This window comes from Microbacterium nanhaiense, assembly GCF_014646015.1.
In the GTDB taxonomy this organism is placed as follows: domain Bacteria; phylum Actinomycetota; class Actinomycetes; order Actinomycetales; family Microbacteriaceae; genus Microbacterium; species Microbacterium nanhaiense.
Map to the genome: position 1 here is coordinate 91,096 of NZ_BMMQ01000001.1, position 13,202 is coordinate 104,297.

A 13,202-nucleotide genomic window follows, 5' to 3' on the forward strand; every position below is an offset into this window, starting at 1 on the left:
GTAGCGACGCAATGGGGGAAAACACGCGCCAATCTCACGCTGTGGACACGTTGCCACCCGCGACACCGGGTCCGCGGGCCGGCGCCGGTCTCATCCGATTCGCCACACCTCATCAAGTCTCCGGCGAATCATCCGTCGACGCCGGATGATTCGCCGGAGACTGGATGAGCGGTCGGGTAAGGGATGAAAAGACCGCCGCGGACTGGATATCTTGTTCTAGTTGGAATAGAATAACTACATGCTCATTCGGATCGACCCCACTCGCGAGGAGCCCGTCTTCGCGCAGATCGCCGCGTCGATCCGCGGCGACGTCGCGGCGGGGCGTGTTGGTGTGGGGGAGCGCCTGCCGCCCGCGAAGCAGGTCGCCGCGTCGCTCGGTGTGAACCACCACACGGTGCTCCACGCCTATCAGGAGCTGCGAGACGAGGGGCTCGTCGACATGCGCCCCGGGCGCGGGGCGATCGTCACCCAGACCGCCGCCTCGGCGGCCGAGCTGCACGATGACATCCGCGCTCTCGTGGAGCGCGCGGCCGAGCGCGGCATCTCGCCCGACATGCTCGCGAGCCTCATTCGCGGGATCCCGCACGATTAGTTCTCAGGAGGAGAAGGCGATGACCGAATACCTGATCAGGGTCCGAAAGAAGGCTCGGCGCGCGTTCGCCGTTCTCTGCCTCTGGATCCCGCTCGCCGTCTTCGCGGTGATCGCGATCGTGCAGCTGGCCCTGATGCCGGTACTGCCCGAGACCGTGGCGACGCACTGGGGCGGATCCGGCGTCGCGGACGGTTTCGGGCCGGCCTGGACCTACCCGGCGATGACCATCGGAATCGGCGGCGGGCTCACTGCGCTGATCGCCGGACTCGCCCTCTTCGAGGTGAAAAGCGAGACCCAGCGCACGCAGTACCGATTCCTCGGTGCGGTGATCGGTGCCGAAACGGGTCTGCTCGGCACCATGATGCTCGGCCTCGTCATCGTGCAGGTCGGCCTCACCGACGCCGCCGATGCCCCGAACTCCTACTGGGTCATGGCACTGGGGCTTGTCGTCGCCGCCGCGATGGGTGTCGTCTACTTCCTCGTTCTCGAGGAGCCGCCGGCGGCGGACGCGGACGAACGCGACGTCGCACCTCTCGCGCTCGGTGATCTCGAACAGGCGGTGTGGATCCGTTCAGCGCGCATGTCGCGAACAGCGGCCTGGGTGCTGGGCTCGCTGCTCGGCCTCACGACGCTCGGCATGCTCGTGATCTGCTTCGTCGAGATGCGCGATCCGTCGGGTGCATCGTGGGCGGTCTGGGGAACGCTCGCGCTCATACTCGTCGTGACGGTCCTCTCGCTGACGATGGTGCGTTTCGACGTGCGCGTCGATGCCGACGGCCTCACGGCGCGCGCACCGATCGGTTGGCCCCGGGTTCATACCCCGGCGTCGCAGATCACCTCGGCGAGGGTCGTCGAGGTGAGCCCGATGGCCGAGTTCGGCGGCTGGGGATGGCGCATCGGCGCGAGCGGCACGGGCATCGTGCTCCGCGCCGGGGAAGGGATCCGCATCGGACGCAAGGGCAAGAGCGACCTCACCATCACGGTCGACGATGCGGAGACCGCCGTCGCACTCCTCCGCCGCACGATCGAGCGCGCCGGCTGACGCCGTTGGCCGCCGTCCTCGCCCGCGGAGGCCTCAACGCGGGCGCGAGGCTCGTGGCACAATCGAGCCCATGACGCTCATCCACTCCGCACGCCTCGTCACCTCGGGAACCGTGACCGAGGAGGCGTGGGTGAGGTTCGAGGGCGACGCGGTCGCCGAGATCGGATCCGGGCCCGGGTGGCCCGCAGACGCCGACGTCATCGATGCCGCAGGGGGGATCCTCACCCCGGGCTTCGTCGATATCCACTCGCACGGCGGCGGAACGGCATCGTACGACGGCGACGCGGGGCAGATCGCCCGCGCCATGGCGGCGCACCACGCGCACGGCACGACGCGCACGGTGCTCTCGCTCGTGACCGCGACACAGGAGACGCTGCGCGCGCAGCTCGGGCTCATCGCCGAGCTGACGGGGGAGAACCCCCTGATTCTCGGCTCTCATCTCGAGGGTCCCTATCTCGATCACGGGCACAAGGGCGCGCACGCGCCCGAGCTGCTCGCGGATACGCGACCCGAGGACATCGACGCTCTCGTTGAGGCCGCGCGGGGGACGCTCGTGCAGATCACGATGGCTCCCGAGAGGCCCGGGGCGATGGCGGCGATACCGCGCCTGGTCGGCGCGGGGGTGCGCGTCGCGGTCGGACACACCGCGGCCGGCTACGCCGAGGCGCTCGCGGCCTTCGACGCAGGCGCGTCGATCCTCACGCACACCTTCAACGCGATGGCGGGGATCCATCACCGCGCCCCCGGGCCGATCGGCGCGGCGCTCGCGCGCGATCACGTCACGCTCGAGCTCATCAACGACGGCGTGCACGTGCATCCCGCCGTTGCCGAGATGCTGTGGCGCGCCGCCGACGGCCGTGTCGCCCTGATCACCGATGCGATGGCGGCGGCCGGCGCCGCCGACGGCGATTACATGCTGGGGTCCTTGGCCGTGCGCGTCGAGAACGGAACGGCGCGCCTCCGCGATGGCGACAGCATCGCCGGCTCCACGCTCACCCTCGACGAGGCCCTGCGTCAGAGCGTCGACGTGTGTGGCATCCCCCTCGCCGAGGCCGTCGACGCCCTCACGCGCGTGCCCGCCGACGCGATCGGCCGAGCCGACCTCGGCCGGCTCGACGTCGGATCCGCGGCGGACGCGGTGCTGCTCTCGCCCGAGCTCGAGGTGGAGCGCGTCTGGGGTGCGGGGAACGTGTTGTTCACCCGATCCGCATAGACTGGGTGGAGGGTCTCACGGCCCGCCCATGGCAACCTCTGAAGGAGCACATTCGTGGCACAGATCGAAGCAGTTGGCGCACGCGAGATTCTCGACTCGCGCGGTAACCCCACCGTCGAGGTCGAGGTTCTCCTCGACGACGACACCGTGCAGCGTGCAGCCGTTCCCTCGGGCGCCTCGACCGGCGCGTTCGAGGCCTACGAGCTCCGCGACGGCGACAAGGCCCGCTACGGCGGCAAGGGCGTCACGAAGGCCGTTGAGGCCGTCATCGACGAGCTCGGTCCGGCGATCGCCGGCATCGATGCCGCCGACCAGCGCCTCGTCGACCAGACACTGATCGAGGTCGACGGCACGCCGAACAAGAAGCGCGTCGGCGCGAACGCCATCCTCGGCGTCAGCCTCGCCGTTGCGAAGGCCGCCGCGGACAGCGCCGGCCTGCCGCTCTACCGCTACGTCGGCGGCGCGAACGCGCACGTCCTGCCCGTCCCCGCGCTGAACGTCATCAACGGTGGCGAGCACGCCGACAACGGCATCGACATGCAGGAGTTCTTCCTCGTTCCCCACGGCGCCGACTCGTTCGCCGAGTCGCTGCGCTGGGGTGCCGAGACCTACCACGTGCTCAAGAAGGAGCTGCTCCAGGGCGGTTTCGCGACGGGCCTCGGCGACGAGGGTGGCTTCGCTCCCGACCTGCCCAGCAACCGTGCCGCGCTCGACTTCCTGATGGCCGCCATCGAGAAGGCCGGCTTCACGCCCGGCAAGGACATCGCCGTCGGCCTCGACGTCGCGTCGACCGAGTTCTTCTCGGACGGCACCTACAAGTTCGAGGGCAAGGAGTGGACCGCCGAGCAGCTCACGGGCTACTACGAGGAGCTCCTCGCGAACTTCCCGCTCGTCACGATCGAGGACGCCCTCGCCGAGGACGACTGGGAGGGCTGGGCGGCCCTGACCGAGCGCATCGGAAACAAGGTCCAGCTCGTCGGCGACGACCTGTTCGTCACGAACCCCGAGCGCCTCAAGCGCGGCATCGAGGCAGGCGTCGCCAACTCGCTGCTCGTCAAGGTCAACCAGATCGGCACACTCACGGAGACGCTCGACGCGGTGTCGATGGCGCAGAACGCGAACTACACGGCCATGATGTCGCACCGTTCGGGCGAGACCGAAGACGTCACGATCGCCGACCTCGCGGTGGCCGTGAACTGCGGTCAGATCAAGTCCGGCGCGCCCGCGCGCAGCGACCGCGTGGCGAAGTACAATCAGCTTCTGCGCATCGAGGAGGAGCTGGGCGACGCGGCGACGTTCGCGGGCCGCGGCGCCTACCCCCGTTTCCAGGGCTAAGTAGCGCATCAGCATTACGGGAGGGAGTCGCAATGGCACGAAAGGCTGCGGCTCCCTCTTCGTCTGCCCGGCGCCGGCAGCGCCGGTACCCGACGCCGCGCGAGTGGCTCGGCGGGATCCAGCTGTCGGGCTTCGCCGCGATCCTGCTGGCGCTCGTCGTGTTCGGCGCGCTCGTGCTGGTGCCGACCGTGGGCGACTACGTCGACATGCGCCAGCAGGTCGCGCAGGCGCAGCAGGGCGTCGAGGTCACGGCCGAGGAGATCGCGCAGCTTCAGCTCGAGCGCGATCAATGGCACGACCCCGCCTTCATCCAGAGCGAGGCGCGCGAACGCCTGTTCTACATGAATCCCGGAGAGATCGTCTATCTCATTCAGGACGACCTTCCCGAGAGCGATGCGGAGGAGCCGGACGTCGTCGCCGCGGAGGCCGAGGAGTCGGAGAGCGACTGGATGGGATCCATGCTGCGCACGGTCGTCGGTGCCGGCCTCGCGGAGCAGGCCACCGCGCCCGCGAACTGAATCCCAGCTAACCCCGGTAGCCTCGCAGGGTGACTACTCCTCCCTTCGCCCCCGTACTCGACTCGGAGATCCGCGTCGTCAGCAGTCAGCTCGGCCGCGAGGCGCGGGGCATCGTCGGCATCGCCGCACGGTGCGTGTGCGGCAACCCCACGGTCGTGGCCACGGCGCCGCGGCTGCCCCAGGGTACCCCGTTCCCCACGTTCTACTACCTCACGCACCCCGCCGCGACGGCGGAGATGTCGCGTCTGGAGGCGGGACAGGTCATGGTCGAGTTCACGGAGCTCCTCGAGAACGACGAGGCCGTGCGGCAGCAGTACGAGCGGGCGCACGAGGCCTTCCTCGCTGATCGCGCCCAGTTCGGCGACGTGCCGGAGGTCGCCGGCATCTCCTCGGGCGGCATGCCGACCCGGGTGAAGTGCCTGCATGCCCTCGCCGGGCACGCGCTTGCGGCAGGCCCCGGCGTGAACCCGATCGGAGACCTCGCTCTGGAACGCTCCGCGTGGTCGCCGCAGCGGTGCGAGTGCCAGGACCCGGGCGCCGCCCTCAAGGACGACGCGGCCTGAGCATGCGCGGGGGTGCACGTCTGATGCGCGCGACGCTCGTCGCGCTGCTCGCGATGGGCGCTCTCGCGGCGACACCGGGTGCCGCCATGGCCGTCGACGAGACGCCGTCGCCGGAGCCGACGTCGACCCCCACTCCGGATCCGGTGCGCACCTCCGAGTACTGGCTCGAAGAGCTCGGCGTCGTCGACGCGTGGGAGACCACGCGCGGTGAGGGCGTCACGATCGCCGTGATCGACAGCGGCATCGCCGCGGACATCGAGGAACTCGAGGGCGCCGTCGCGGGCGGCGCCGACTTCTCCGGCGTCGGCAGCGACGACGGACGCACGCCGCTCGGCGCGGACGCGCACACCCGCAGCCACGGCACCTGGGTCGCGTCCCTCGCCGCCGCTCGCGGCACCGGAGAGGACACCGGCATGATCGGCGTGGCCCCGGAGGCGAAGCTGCTGTCGCTCTCGATCGGCTTCGGATCCGTCAGCGAGGTGCCCTTCTCGGAGCAAGTCGCCGACGCGATCATCTGGTCGGTCGATCACGGCGCCGACGTCATCAACCTCTCCTTCACGACGAACCAGACCGCGTGGGACGAATCCTGGGATCGCGCCTTCCAGTACGCGTTCGATCACGACGCGGTGGTCGTCGTCGCAGCCGGCAACCGCGATGGCGGCACGACGATGATCGGCGCCCCCGCGACGATTCCCGAGGTGCTGGTGGTCGGCGGCGTTGACCAGGACGGAAAGGCCAGCCGCGGCGCCTCGACGCAGGGTGGCACGATCGCCGTCTCGGCCCCGAGCGAGGCACTCCTCGGCATCGGCCCCGCGGGAGACGTGGACTCGTGGCGCGGCACGAGCGGATCCGCCCCGATCGTCGCCGGGATCGCCGCGCTTGTGCGCGCGGCCCATCCCGACCTCGATGCCGACAACGTCATCAACCGGATCGTCTCGACGGCCCGCCACGCGCCGGAGCAGCAGGGAGAGCGCGATCCCATCTACGGTTTCGGCATCATCGACGCCGAGGCCGCCGTGACCGAGCGGGTGCCCCTCGTGGCGGAGAGCCCCGTGACCGACGTGACCCTCGAGGAGTGGGTGCGCATCAACCGCGGCGGCGACGACCCGGGAGAGGTCGAGACCGGCCCCACGCCGACTCCCGAGCCGGTGAACCTTCCCGCCCTCCCGCCGCTGGATCCGCCCGCGGAGGCCGCGAACCCTTACCTTCCCTCGCCCGAGAGCCTCCGCGAGGTCACCCTGCCGCTCATGGCAGTGACGGCCGCTGGTATCCTTGTCTTGCTCGGCGTCGTCGCTGTGTCCCGGCGCTTCCGCTCGAACCATGATTCTCACGGCTCGAGTTCCTGACACAACCCCAAGGAGAATTTTTTCCCGTGCCTAAGATCCTCATCGTCGGCGGCGGTTACGCAGGTTTCTACACTGCGTGGAAGCTCGAGAAGCACCTTCGCACGAACGAAGCCGAGGTCGTCCTCGTCGACCCGCTGTCGTACATGGCCTACCTGCCGTTCCTTCCCGAGGTCGCCGCCGGTGCGATCGAGCCGCGTCACGCCGTGGTCTCGCACCGTCGTCACCTGAAGAAGACCAAGATCGTGAACGCGAAGGTCACGAAGATCGACCACGCGAACAAGACCGCGACGATCAGCCCCGAGGGTGGCGAGAGCTGGGAGTACGCGTACGACGAGATCGTCGTCACGGCGGGTTCGATCTCGCGCACCTTCCCGATCCCGGGCATCGCGGAGAACGCGATCGGCATGAAGTCGATCGAAGAGGCCGTCGCCGTGCGCGACACCCTCATCCGCAACTTCGAGCGCGCCGCGAGCCTTCCGAAGGACAGCGAGCTGCGCAAGCGCCTGCTGACCGTCGTGGTCGTGGGCGGCGGTTTCGCCGGCATCGAGACCTTCGCGGAGCTCCGCTCGTCGGCGAACGCGCTCCTGAGCAAGTTCCCCGAGATCTCCTTCGACGAGACGGAGTTCCACCTCATCGAGGCCATGGGGCGCATCATGCCCGAGGTCTCGCTCGAGACGAGCCACAAGGTTCTCGCCGACCTGGCACAGCGCGGCGCTCACGTGCACCTCGACACCCAGGTCGCCGACGCGACCGACGGCATCGTGCGCACCAAGGTCAAGAACGAGGCCGGCGACATGGTCGACGGCCCCGTGTACCCGACCGACATCATCGTCTGGACCGCGGGCGTCATGGCGAACCCGAAGGTCGTCAACGGTTCCGACCTGCCGCGCGAGCCGCGCGGACGCATCTCCACGCAGGCCGACCTGCGGGTCGTCGACGCCGACGGCAACGTCGTGCCCGGAGCCTGGGCCGCCGGCGACATCGCCGCCGTTCCGGACAAGACCGGTGGTCTGCCCGACGGCACCTGCGTGCCGAACGCCCAGCACGCCGTTCGCCAGGCCAAGCGCCTCGCGAAGAACCTCGTCGCCGTCCTCCGCGGCGAGAGCACCGTGGACTACTACCACAAGAACCTCGGCGCGGTCGCGGGCCTCGGCCTCGGCCACGGCGCGTTCCAGTCGGGCAAGTTCGCCCTGACGGGCTTCTTCGCCTGGGTCGCCCACCGCGGATACCACGGGCTTGCGATGCCGACGTGGGAGCGCAAGTGGCGCGTGCTGTGGGGCTGGTACCACAACTTCTTCCTCGGCCGTGACCAGGTGCAGCTCTCCAAGGTTCAGGAGCCGCGGGCGTTCTTCGAGGAGTACGCCTCGCGCCCGAAGCCGCCGCAGGATTGAGCCTGTCGAAGGGCGCTCCTCGCGACGAGGGGCGCCCTTCGTGCATTTCCCCCTATAGCCCAATTGGCAGAGGCAGCGGACTTAAAATCCGCGAAGTGTGGGTTCGAGTCCCACTGGGGGGACGATTTAGGCCCGGAATCATGCGGAAGTTGCTTCGCTGATTCCGGGCCTTTTTGCGTTACTCGCTATTTACTCGCTACTTTCAACCCAACCCATCAGCGCCCCAGACACGTCCGGAGCCTGCGCGAGCGGCTGAATGTAGTGCTTCGTCGTGACCACGCTCGAAGCGTGGCCCAGCTGCTCCTGCGCGGCTTGCACGCCCATCACGTCACGAATGCGCGTCGCCACGGCCTTACGGATCGACCTCGGCGTGACCGCCAGATACGGCGTCCCCTCAAGCGCCTCCCGCCACTGGCGGCGCAGGTTGTGCGACCACCGGAGCGTGCCCGTCGAAGAGGGGAAGACCCACTCGCAGAAAGCCTCCACGCGTCGCCTGGTGAGCATGTCGACCGCGTAGCGGGGGAGCGTCAGCACGCGCCGCCCTGCGTCGCTCTTAGGGTGTTCCTGCACGGTGAGCTTCCCATCCTCACCGATCACCGTCGTCTTCGCGATCGCCACCGTCCCATCGGTGAAGTCGATGTCATCCCACGACAACGCCATGATCTCGCCAGGGCGCGCGCCGGTCGCGATGAGCATGTCGAAGAGGTCGCCGAGCTCCGCTGTGCGCTTCGCCCCACGCTTGTCCGGGGTGATGTCGTACATGTGCATGATCCACCGCATCGCCGCGATGTCCGACACGCTCGGCGCTTCGACGGGCTTCTTCCCGGACGCGACCTTCCCGAGCGACACGACAGGGTTGGCGGGCATCGCCCCGTGCCGCACTGCGAGGGCGAAAATGTGGCTGAGGATGGTGCGCGCCGTCTTCGCCGTACTCGGCCCGTGATCGGTCGCCACGCGTTTCATGAACCGGTCAACGCGCGGCACGGACGCTTCCTTCATGCGCACGTCGCCAAACCCGCCGACGAGGAGATTGTCGAACACGCGCCGGTAGGTGCGCCGAGTCTGCACGGAGTAGTCGTCCAGCTCCGGTTCCCGGAACCATGCTTCGCCCGCCTGCTGCACGGTCGAGTCCGCGTTCAAGTCACCGTCCGCATCCGCGAGGGCTTTCTTCATCGCCCGGATGAGGACGCGTTCCGCCTCGGCGAGCGTCTTCGCCTGCCGCTGCATCTTCCGCCGCTTGCCCGTCGAGTCGCGGTAGTAAGCCACAGCGGTGGGCTTGCCGGCGACACGTACGCGGCGGATCTTCCCCCAAGACTCGAGGTCAAGATGTGGGCGAGGCACGGCATTCTCCTTTCTAGAGGGTCGCCAAATAGCGCCACCAAGGGCGTCGACTAGTGCGGGCCTATACCGTCGCTTAGGCGCCTTGACGATCGGGGCCGTAGTGGCTGTTCCACCACTTGTTGTGCCCGCAGTACTGGCACTTCTTGAAGAAGGGCAGAATCAGGAGCCCGATCCCCGCGGTACAGAGAGCAATCGCCCAGAGGGTGACGTTTCGGCCAATGTTGGCTCCGCCTCCCTCGCAGGGCTTGCAGGATACGCAACCTTTTTGTGAGTAGACGTTGTGATGCTGAGACATGTGGGTTTTCCCTTTCTTGCGTAGCCCCCTTGGCTATGCAACTTTTTCTCTGTGGTCCCATTGGCCGACGCCCATGCGGGGGCGGAGGTATACGGTGTCGCCGATGCGGGCGAGGATCCTCTGGTAGGCCTCGACGAGATCAGTGATGACGTCAAGGTCGTTCGCCATTGAGGCGACGTGGCCGTTATGGGCGGCTTCGGCGGCTTTGAAGTCCTCGAGGCGGATGAGGGTGCGCGCCGCCCATTCGTCTGCTCGGCGTTCCTGCTTTGCGTTCACTGGCCCGAACATCGTCGGCTCGTCCCCGAAGATCGCGTGCGCGAGCTCGTGCGCGAGTACGGACCGTTTCAGCCTGTACGACATGCCGTGCTGAAGCCAGATGATGCGGCGCTCATGGTCGTACTCGCCGTCCCTGTCCCGGCGGGACAGATCCGCATACTTGATCAGCACGCCAAGTATCTGCGCAACGTCGAGCAGGTACTTCACGCCGCCTCCCTAGTCTTCGTGGTCGTGGTAGTCGATGTCGTAGCCGCGGTCCTTCGAGCGCTTGCGTGCTGCCCGGCCGTAGTCCGCCTGGTACTCCGACATCTCCTCAACATCGTCGTCCCGACCACTGACATCGGATGGTACGAGGCGAGCCCGCGCGGCTCGACCCCATCCGTCAAGCATCGAATCGCTGAACGGGGCCGCGTCAACTTCGCGTTCGTCATCGATCACGTACTGGATCGGCGACGAGTACTCAGCCCGGTTCGCCAGGAAAGATTCGATCTCTGTGACGAACTTCCCGATGTCCTGCCCAAGGGCTTCCAGGGTCACTGCCAACTGGTCGACAGACATCGGACGAAGGCCACGGACCATCTTCGAGAACTGAGACTGAGACACATCGCACAATACAGCCAAGTCAGCTTGATTGATGTCAAACCGCGCGATGAGACCACGGAGCCTACTCATCGCTTCTCGCGAGAACGCGGTCGCCGTGTAGTTGTTCATGGGCCCATAGTGTCAGATCTGACACCAAACGGCAATTTAGCTTGCTTCGTAGTTCCTGTGGACTAAAGTAGTTCACATGGAATACGGCACATACAGCGGGAAAGCTTCCCGAGCGATCCGCATCCTTCTCGCGGATCGCAAGCTCTCGATCGAAGCCCTCTCCGCAGGGAGCGGCATCTCCCTTTCTACCTTAAAGCGGCGGCTCCTCGGTTCGACACCCTTCACGCTCGACGAGATCGGCCTCATTGCTGAGTTCTTCGATGTCCCCATCATGGCGGTCATCGAGGCTCGCCAAGCGGTGACGACATGACCGCCCACAACGAAGAAACGCCCCGCGGCAACGGGGCGAATCCAGAACATCTGATTGGAGATCCAATGTCTAACGACATCGTACACGCAGTGGACGGCGAGTTGCGAGTCTCTTCCGAGACGATTGCCGAGCGGACTGAGATCCAGCACGCTTCGGTCCTGCGAATCGTCCGCGATAACCAAGCCGAGTTCGAGGTGTTCGGTCATCTCGGATTTGAAATCCGGGATGCCTACCAGGGGCACAAGGCGACGGTCGCTCACCTGAATGAGCAACAGGCCACCCTCCTCATGACGTTCATGCGGAACAGTCCGGTCGTGAAGGCCTTCAAGATCGAGCTGGTGCGCCAGTTCTTCGAGATGCGGCAGGCACTGAATGCAACGCCGGCTCTTCCGGACTTCACTACCCCCGAGGGCGCACTGCGCATGTTCCAGCTCGCGGCGAAGCAGGCCGAGGAGCTCGTGGCAGCGAAGGCGGAAGTTGCTGAGCTCGCTCCGCTCGCGACGCTCGCGAAAACGCACGTCAAAGGCAAGGGTGACATCGCGCGCCAGGCATTCGCTCGCGATGTCGTGAAGTGGGCGATCGGCGAGGGTGTGACCGTCAAAGTTCCCGAGGTGTTTGAGTTTCTTGGGCGCCAGCTCGACCTGTTCGTTGTTGGCAATCGGTCGGACAACGGAAACGCCACTGTCTCGGGCGAGCGCCGCGGCCTGTCGACCACAGAGAAGGGTGTGTCGAAGCTCAACGGTTATGCGTTCGAGACCGGGAAGCTCACCGCGAAGGGCGTCGAGTACGCCTGGGCGCGGATCCAGAAGTACATCGAAGAACACGGCACTCTCGTGCTGCCGAAGAAGGAGAAGGTCGCGTGAACACCCGCCTCTACACCGTCGTGACTGATTACACGGACGACGACTACACCGAAGTCACGTCGGTTGACATCGTAACGGGCGAAAAGTTCACCGAGTACGAGCTGGACATCTTGAACCCCCACCCGCACGAGTGGGACATGTACTGCATGGAGACGTGGGGTGAGAAGAAGCCTTTCTTCCTCCCGAGCGCCGGCCGGATCTACAAGTCTCGTTCCGCCGCGATCGAGCGGGCTGACCTCATCAACTATTGGGGTGGCAAGGCGAAGGTGCTCGAGTGCACGCCCGTCTGGGAAGACCTCGAGGCGGCTAAGAAGCGCCGTGAGCGTGACCGCCTGGTGAAGCGCCGCGAGAAGCATGTTCGTGAGGCCGGAGCGTTGTCGGCTCGGATCCGGGAGTTGTCGTGACTTCTCGCGGCCCGGCGTTGCGTCTGCGTGAGGCGGCCCGTCATGTGGGGTTGAAGCCGAAGACGGTCAGCAACCTGCTCTACCTGGGGCGTTTCCCGGAGCCCCACAAGCAGGGGCGTAACAACACGTGGTTCGTGGATGAACTCGACGCGTACAACCGGGCGAACATGTCCGACTATGACGAGTTCCACGGGCCGGCTGCTGGAAGGGAGCAGGGGCCATGATCTCTGCTCTCCTCCCGTCACTCATCGGTTTCGCGTTCGGCGTCGTCGTCGGGTTCCTGATTCATCGCGAAGAATGCGATCTTTGCCGGTCGCGTCGTAGCTCTTCCTAGGCCGTACGGGGCTTAATCCGTATCCCGCTCTATGGGCTCACCGCCCATAGGTCGGTCGAGTGCACCCAAAAACAGGGTGTGCCCAACAACTCAAATACGCACACCTACACGAAGACGCGCCGGAGATTCACCGGTGTGGACGTAAGGACCGCGAGAGCGGGCAGGTAGTGGATAACCCCGATGACGGGTGTGCGGAACCGACGGGACGTTTTGGTCTCGAGTCGTCACGGTATGTCCCGTGGCGTCCCCGGCTGTAGTGGTGCGGGGTGTGGAGAGAAGTAACCAGGCAGCACTAGTGACCCCGTTCGCGGGATAGGGGTGCTGGACCGGGCCGCGGGGTATATGCGGTGGCGCGCTGATGGTCTACGCCGGGGTCCGACTCCCCGGGGCGCACGCAGAAGTACTGCACGAAACGGAGGAGGCGCTATGGACGAAACGGATGCGCTGTACGTCAAGAACGAACTGCTCGAGACGCTGAGCGCCGCGATGGATGCGGGGTTGTTCGACTACGTCGGATTCGCCGTGGTTGACGGCGCGTTGACTGCGGAAACCTATAGCGACGATGGCGAAGTCATCAGCAAGTGGACGGTCGAAGTGATTGTTCGCCCCGCATAGCACGGCGGTTCGCCCCCGCGTCGAGAGGTTCGGGAGTGTGCGCGTTCGATTCG

At 66.6% G+C, this 13,202-nt stretch carries 16 protein-coding genes and 1 tRNA gene; 14 read left to right on the forward strand and 3 right to left on the reverse strand.

What is annotated here, in order from left to right; all coding sequences use genetic code 11:
• The first annotated feature begins 238 nt into the window (after positions 1-238).
• The 9 genes from IEX05_RS00400 (at position 239) to IEX05_RS00440 (ending at position 8,122) form a co-directional block, all read left to right on the forward strand.
• Complete coding sequence (locus IEX05_RS00400; RefSeq protein ID WP_188699361.1) at positions 239-592, forward strand: GntR family transcriptional regulator; 354 nt, start codon at positions 239-241, stop codon at positions 590-592.
• 19 nt (positions 593-611) lie between these two features.
• Complete coding sequence (locus tag IEX05_RS00405) at positions 612-1,634, forward strand: DUF1648 domain-containing protein (RefSeq protein ID WP_188699362.1); 1,023 nt, start codon at positions 612-614, stop codon at positions 1,632-1,634.
• 70 nt (positions 1,635-1,704) lie between these two features.
• Complete coding sequence (nagA, locus tag IEX05_RS00410; RefSeq protein ID WP_188699363.1) at positions 1,705-2,847, forward strand: N-acetylglucosamine-6-phosphate deacetylase; 1,143 nt, start codon at positions 1,705-1,707, stop codon at positions 2,845-2,847.
• Between the two features lie 54 nt (positions 2,848-2,901).
• Positions 2,902-4,182 carry a phosphopyruvate hydratase gene (eno, locus tag IEX05_RS00415; RefSeq protein ID WP_188699364.1) on the forward strand — a complete coding sequence of 427 codons (1,281 nt, stop codon included), beginning with the start codon at positions 2,902-2,904 and terminating at the stop codon, positions 4,180-4,182.
• Between the two features lie 32 nt (positions 4,183-4,214).
• Positions 4,215-4,700 carry an FtsB family cell division protein gene (locus tag IEX05_RS00420; protein WP_188699365.1) on the forward strand — a complete coding sequence of 162 codons (486 nt, stop codon included), beginning with the start codon at positions 4,215-4,217 and terminating at the stop codon, positions 4,698-4,700.
• A gap of 29 nt (positions 4,701-4,729) precedes the next feature.
• Positions 4,730-5,263: a DUF501 domain-containing protein gene (locus IEX05_RS00425; protein ID WP_188699366.1), complete on the forward strand. Its 534-nt coding sequence runs from the start codon at positions 4,730-4,732 to the stop codon at positions 5,261-5,263.
• A 23-nt stretch (positions 5,264-5,286) separates the two neighbouring features.
• The gene (locus tag IEX05_RS00430; RefSeq protein WP_229661041.1) at positions 5,287-6,609 is read left to right on the forward strand and encodes a S8 family peptidase; all 1,323 of its coding nucleotides are present in this window, start codon (positions 5,287-5,289) and stop codon (positions 6,607-6,609) included.
• Positions 6,610-6,635: 26 nt separating this feature from the next.
• Entirely contained in the window at positions 6,636-8,000 is a 1,365-nt protein-coding gene (locus IEX05_RS00435; RefSeq protein ID WP_188699368.1) for an NAD(P)/FAD-dependent oxidoreductase, read from the forward strand.
• Between the two features lie 48 nt (positions 8,001-8,048).
• Positions 8,049-8,122 (forward strand) — tRNA-Leu (locus IEX05_RS00440).
• A gap of 67 nt (positions 8,123-8,189) precedes the next feature.
• On the opposite strand, the gene IEX05_RS00445 is transcribed toward IEX05_RS00440, so the two are convergent.
• The 3 genes from IEX05_RS00445 to IEX05_RS00455 form a co-directional block, all read right to left on the reverse strand.
• On the reverse strand, positions 8,190-9,341 hold the full coding sequence (locus IEX05_RS00445) for a site-specific integrase (RefSeq protein WP_188699369.1): 1,152 nt from the start codon (positions 9,339-9,341) through the stop codon (positions 8,190-8,192).
• 328 nt (positions 9,342-9,669) lie between these two features.
• The gene (locus tag IEX05_RS00450; RefSeq protein ID WP_188699370.1) at positions 9,670-10,119 is read right to left on the reverse strand and encodes an ImmA/IrrE family metallo-endopeptidase; all 450 of its coding nucleotides are present in this window, start codon (positions 10,117-10,119) and stop codon (positions 9,670-9,672) included.
• 9 nt (positions 10,120-10,128) lie between these two features.
• Positions 10,129-10,623 carry a helix-turn-helix domain-containing protein gene (locus tag IEX05_RS00455; protein ID WP_188699371.1) on the reverse strand — a complete coding sequence of 165 codons (495 nt, stop codon included), beginning with the start codon at positions 10,621-10,623 and terminating at the stop codon, positions 10,129-10,131.
• A gap of 76 nt (positions 10,624-10,699) precedes the next feature.
• Here IEX05_RS00455 and IEX05_RS00460 point away from each other — a divergent pair, with 76 nt between their 5' ends.
• From IEX05_RS00460 to IEX05_RS00480, 5 genes are all read left to right on the forward strand, one after another.
• Complete coding sequence (locus tag IEX05_RS00460) at positions 10,700-10,933, forward strand: helix-turn-helix domain-containing protein (protein WP_188699372.1); 234 nt, start codon at positions 10,700-10,702, stop codon at positions 10,931-10,933.
• Positions 10,930-11,796 carry a Rha family transcriptional regulator gene (locus IEX05_RS00465; protein ID WP_188699373.1) on the forward strand — a complete coding sequence of 289 codons (867 nt, stop codon included), beginning with the start codon at positions 10,930-10,932 and terminating at the stop codon, positions 11,794-11,796. Before IEX05_RS00460 ends, IEX05_RS00465 begins: the two co-directional genes overlap by 4 nt.
• Complete coding sequence (locus IEX05_RS00470) at positions 11,793-12,200, forward strand: hypothetical protein (RefSeq protein ID WP_188699374.1); 408 nt, start codon at positions 11,793-11,795, stop codon at positions 12,198-12,200. The genes IEX05_RS00465 and IEX05_RS00470 overlap by 4 nt, the downstream gene beginning before the upstream one ends.
• Positions 12,197-12,424: a helix-turn-helix transcriptional regulator gene (locus IEX05_RS00475; protein WP_188699375.1), complete on the forward strand. Its 228-nt coding sequence runs from the start codon at positions 12,197-12,199 to the stop codon at positions 12,422-12,424. Before IEX05_RS00470 ends, IEX05_RS00475 begins: the two co-directional genes overlap by 4 nt.
• Positions 12,425-12,960: 536 nt before the next feature.
• The gene (locus tag IEX05_RS00480) at positions 12,961-13,149 is read left to right on the forward strand and encodes a hypothetical protein (protein WP_188699376.1); all 189 of its coding nucleotides are present in this window, start codon (positions 12,961-12,963) and stop codon (positions 13,147-13,149) included.
• Positions 13,150-13,202: the final 53 nt, after the last annotated feature.

Excerpts from the sequence above, each read along its gene's own strand:
- IEX05_RS00405 (WP_188699362.1), top strand. The coding sequence starts at position 612 with ATGACCGAATACCTGATCAGGGTCCGAAAGAAGGCTCGGCGCGCGTTC.
- IEX05_RS00430 (WP_229661041.1), top strand. The coding sequence starts at position 5,287 with ATGCGCGCGACGCTCGTCGCGCTGCTCGCGATGGGCGCTCTCGCGGCG.
- IEX05_RS00455 (WP_188699371.1), bottom strand. The coding sequence starts at position 10,623 with ATGAACAACTACACGGCGACCGCGTTCTCGCGAGAAGCGATGAGTAGG.
- IEX05_RS00460 (WP_188699372.1), top strand. The coding sequence starts at position 10,700 with ATGGAATACGGCACATACAGCGGGAAAGCTTCCCGAGCGATCCGCATC.
- IEX05_RS00480 (WP_188699376.1), top strand. The coding sequence starts at position 12,961 with ATGGACGAAACGGATGCGCTGTACGTCAAGAACGAACTGCTCGAGACG.
- nagA (WP_188699363.1), top strand. The coding sequence starts at position 1,705 with ATGACGCTCATCCACTCCGCACGCCTCGTCACCTCGGGAACCGTGACC.
- IEX05_RS00465 (WP_188699373.1), top strand. The coding sequence starts at position 10,930 with ATGACCGCCCACAACGAAGAAACGCCCCGCGGCAACGGGGCGAATCCA.
- IEX05_RS00400 (WP_188699361.1), top strand. The coding sequence starts at position 239 with ATGCTCATTCGGATCGACCCCACTCGCGAGGAGCCCGTCTTCGCGCAG.
- IEX05_RS00420 (WP_188699365.1), top strand. The coding sequence starts at position 4,215 with ATGGCACGAAAGGCTGCGGCTCCCTCTTCGTCTGCCCGGCGCCGGCAG.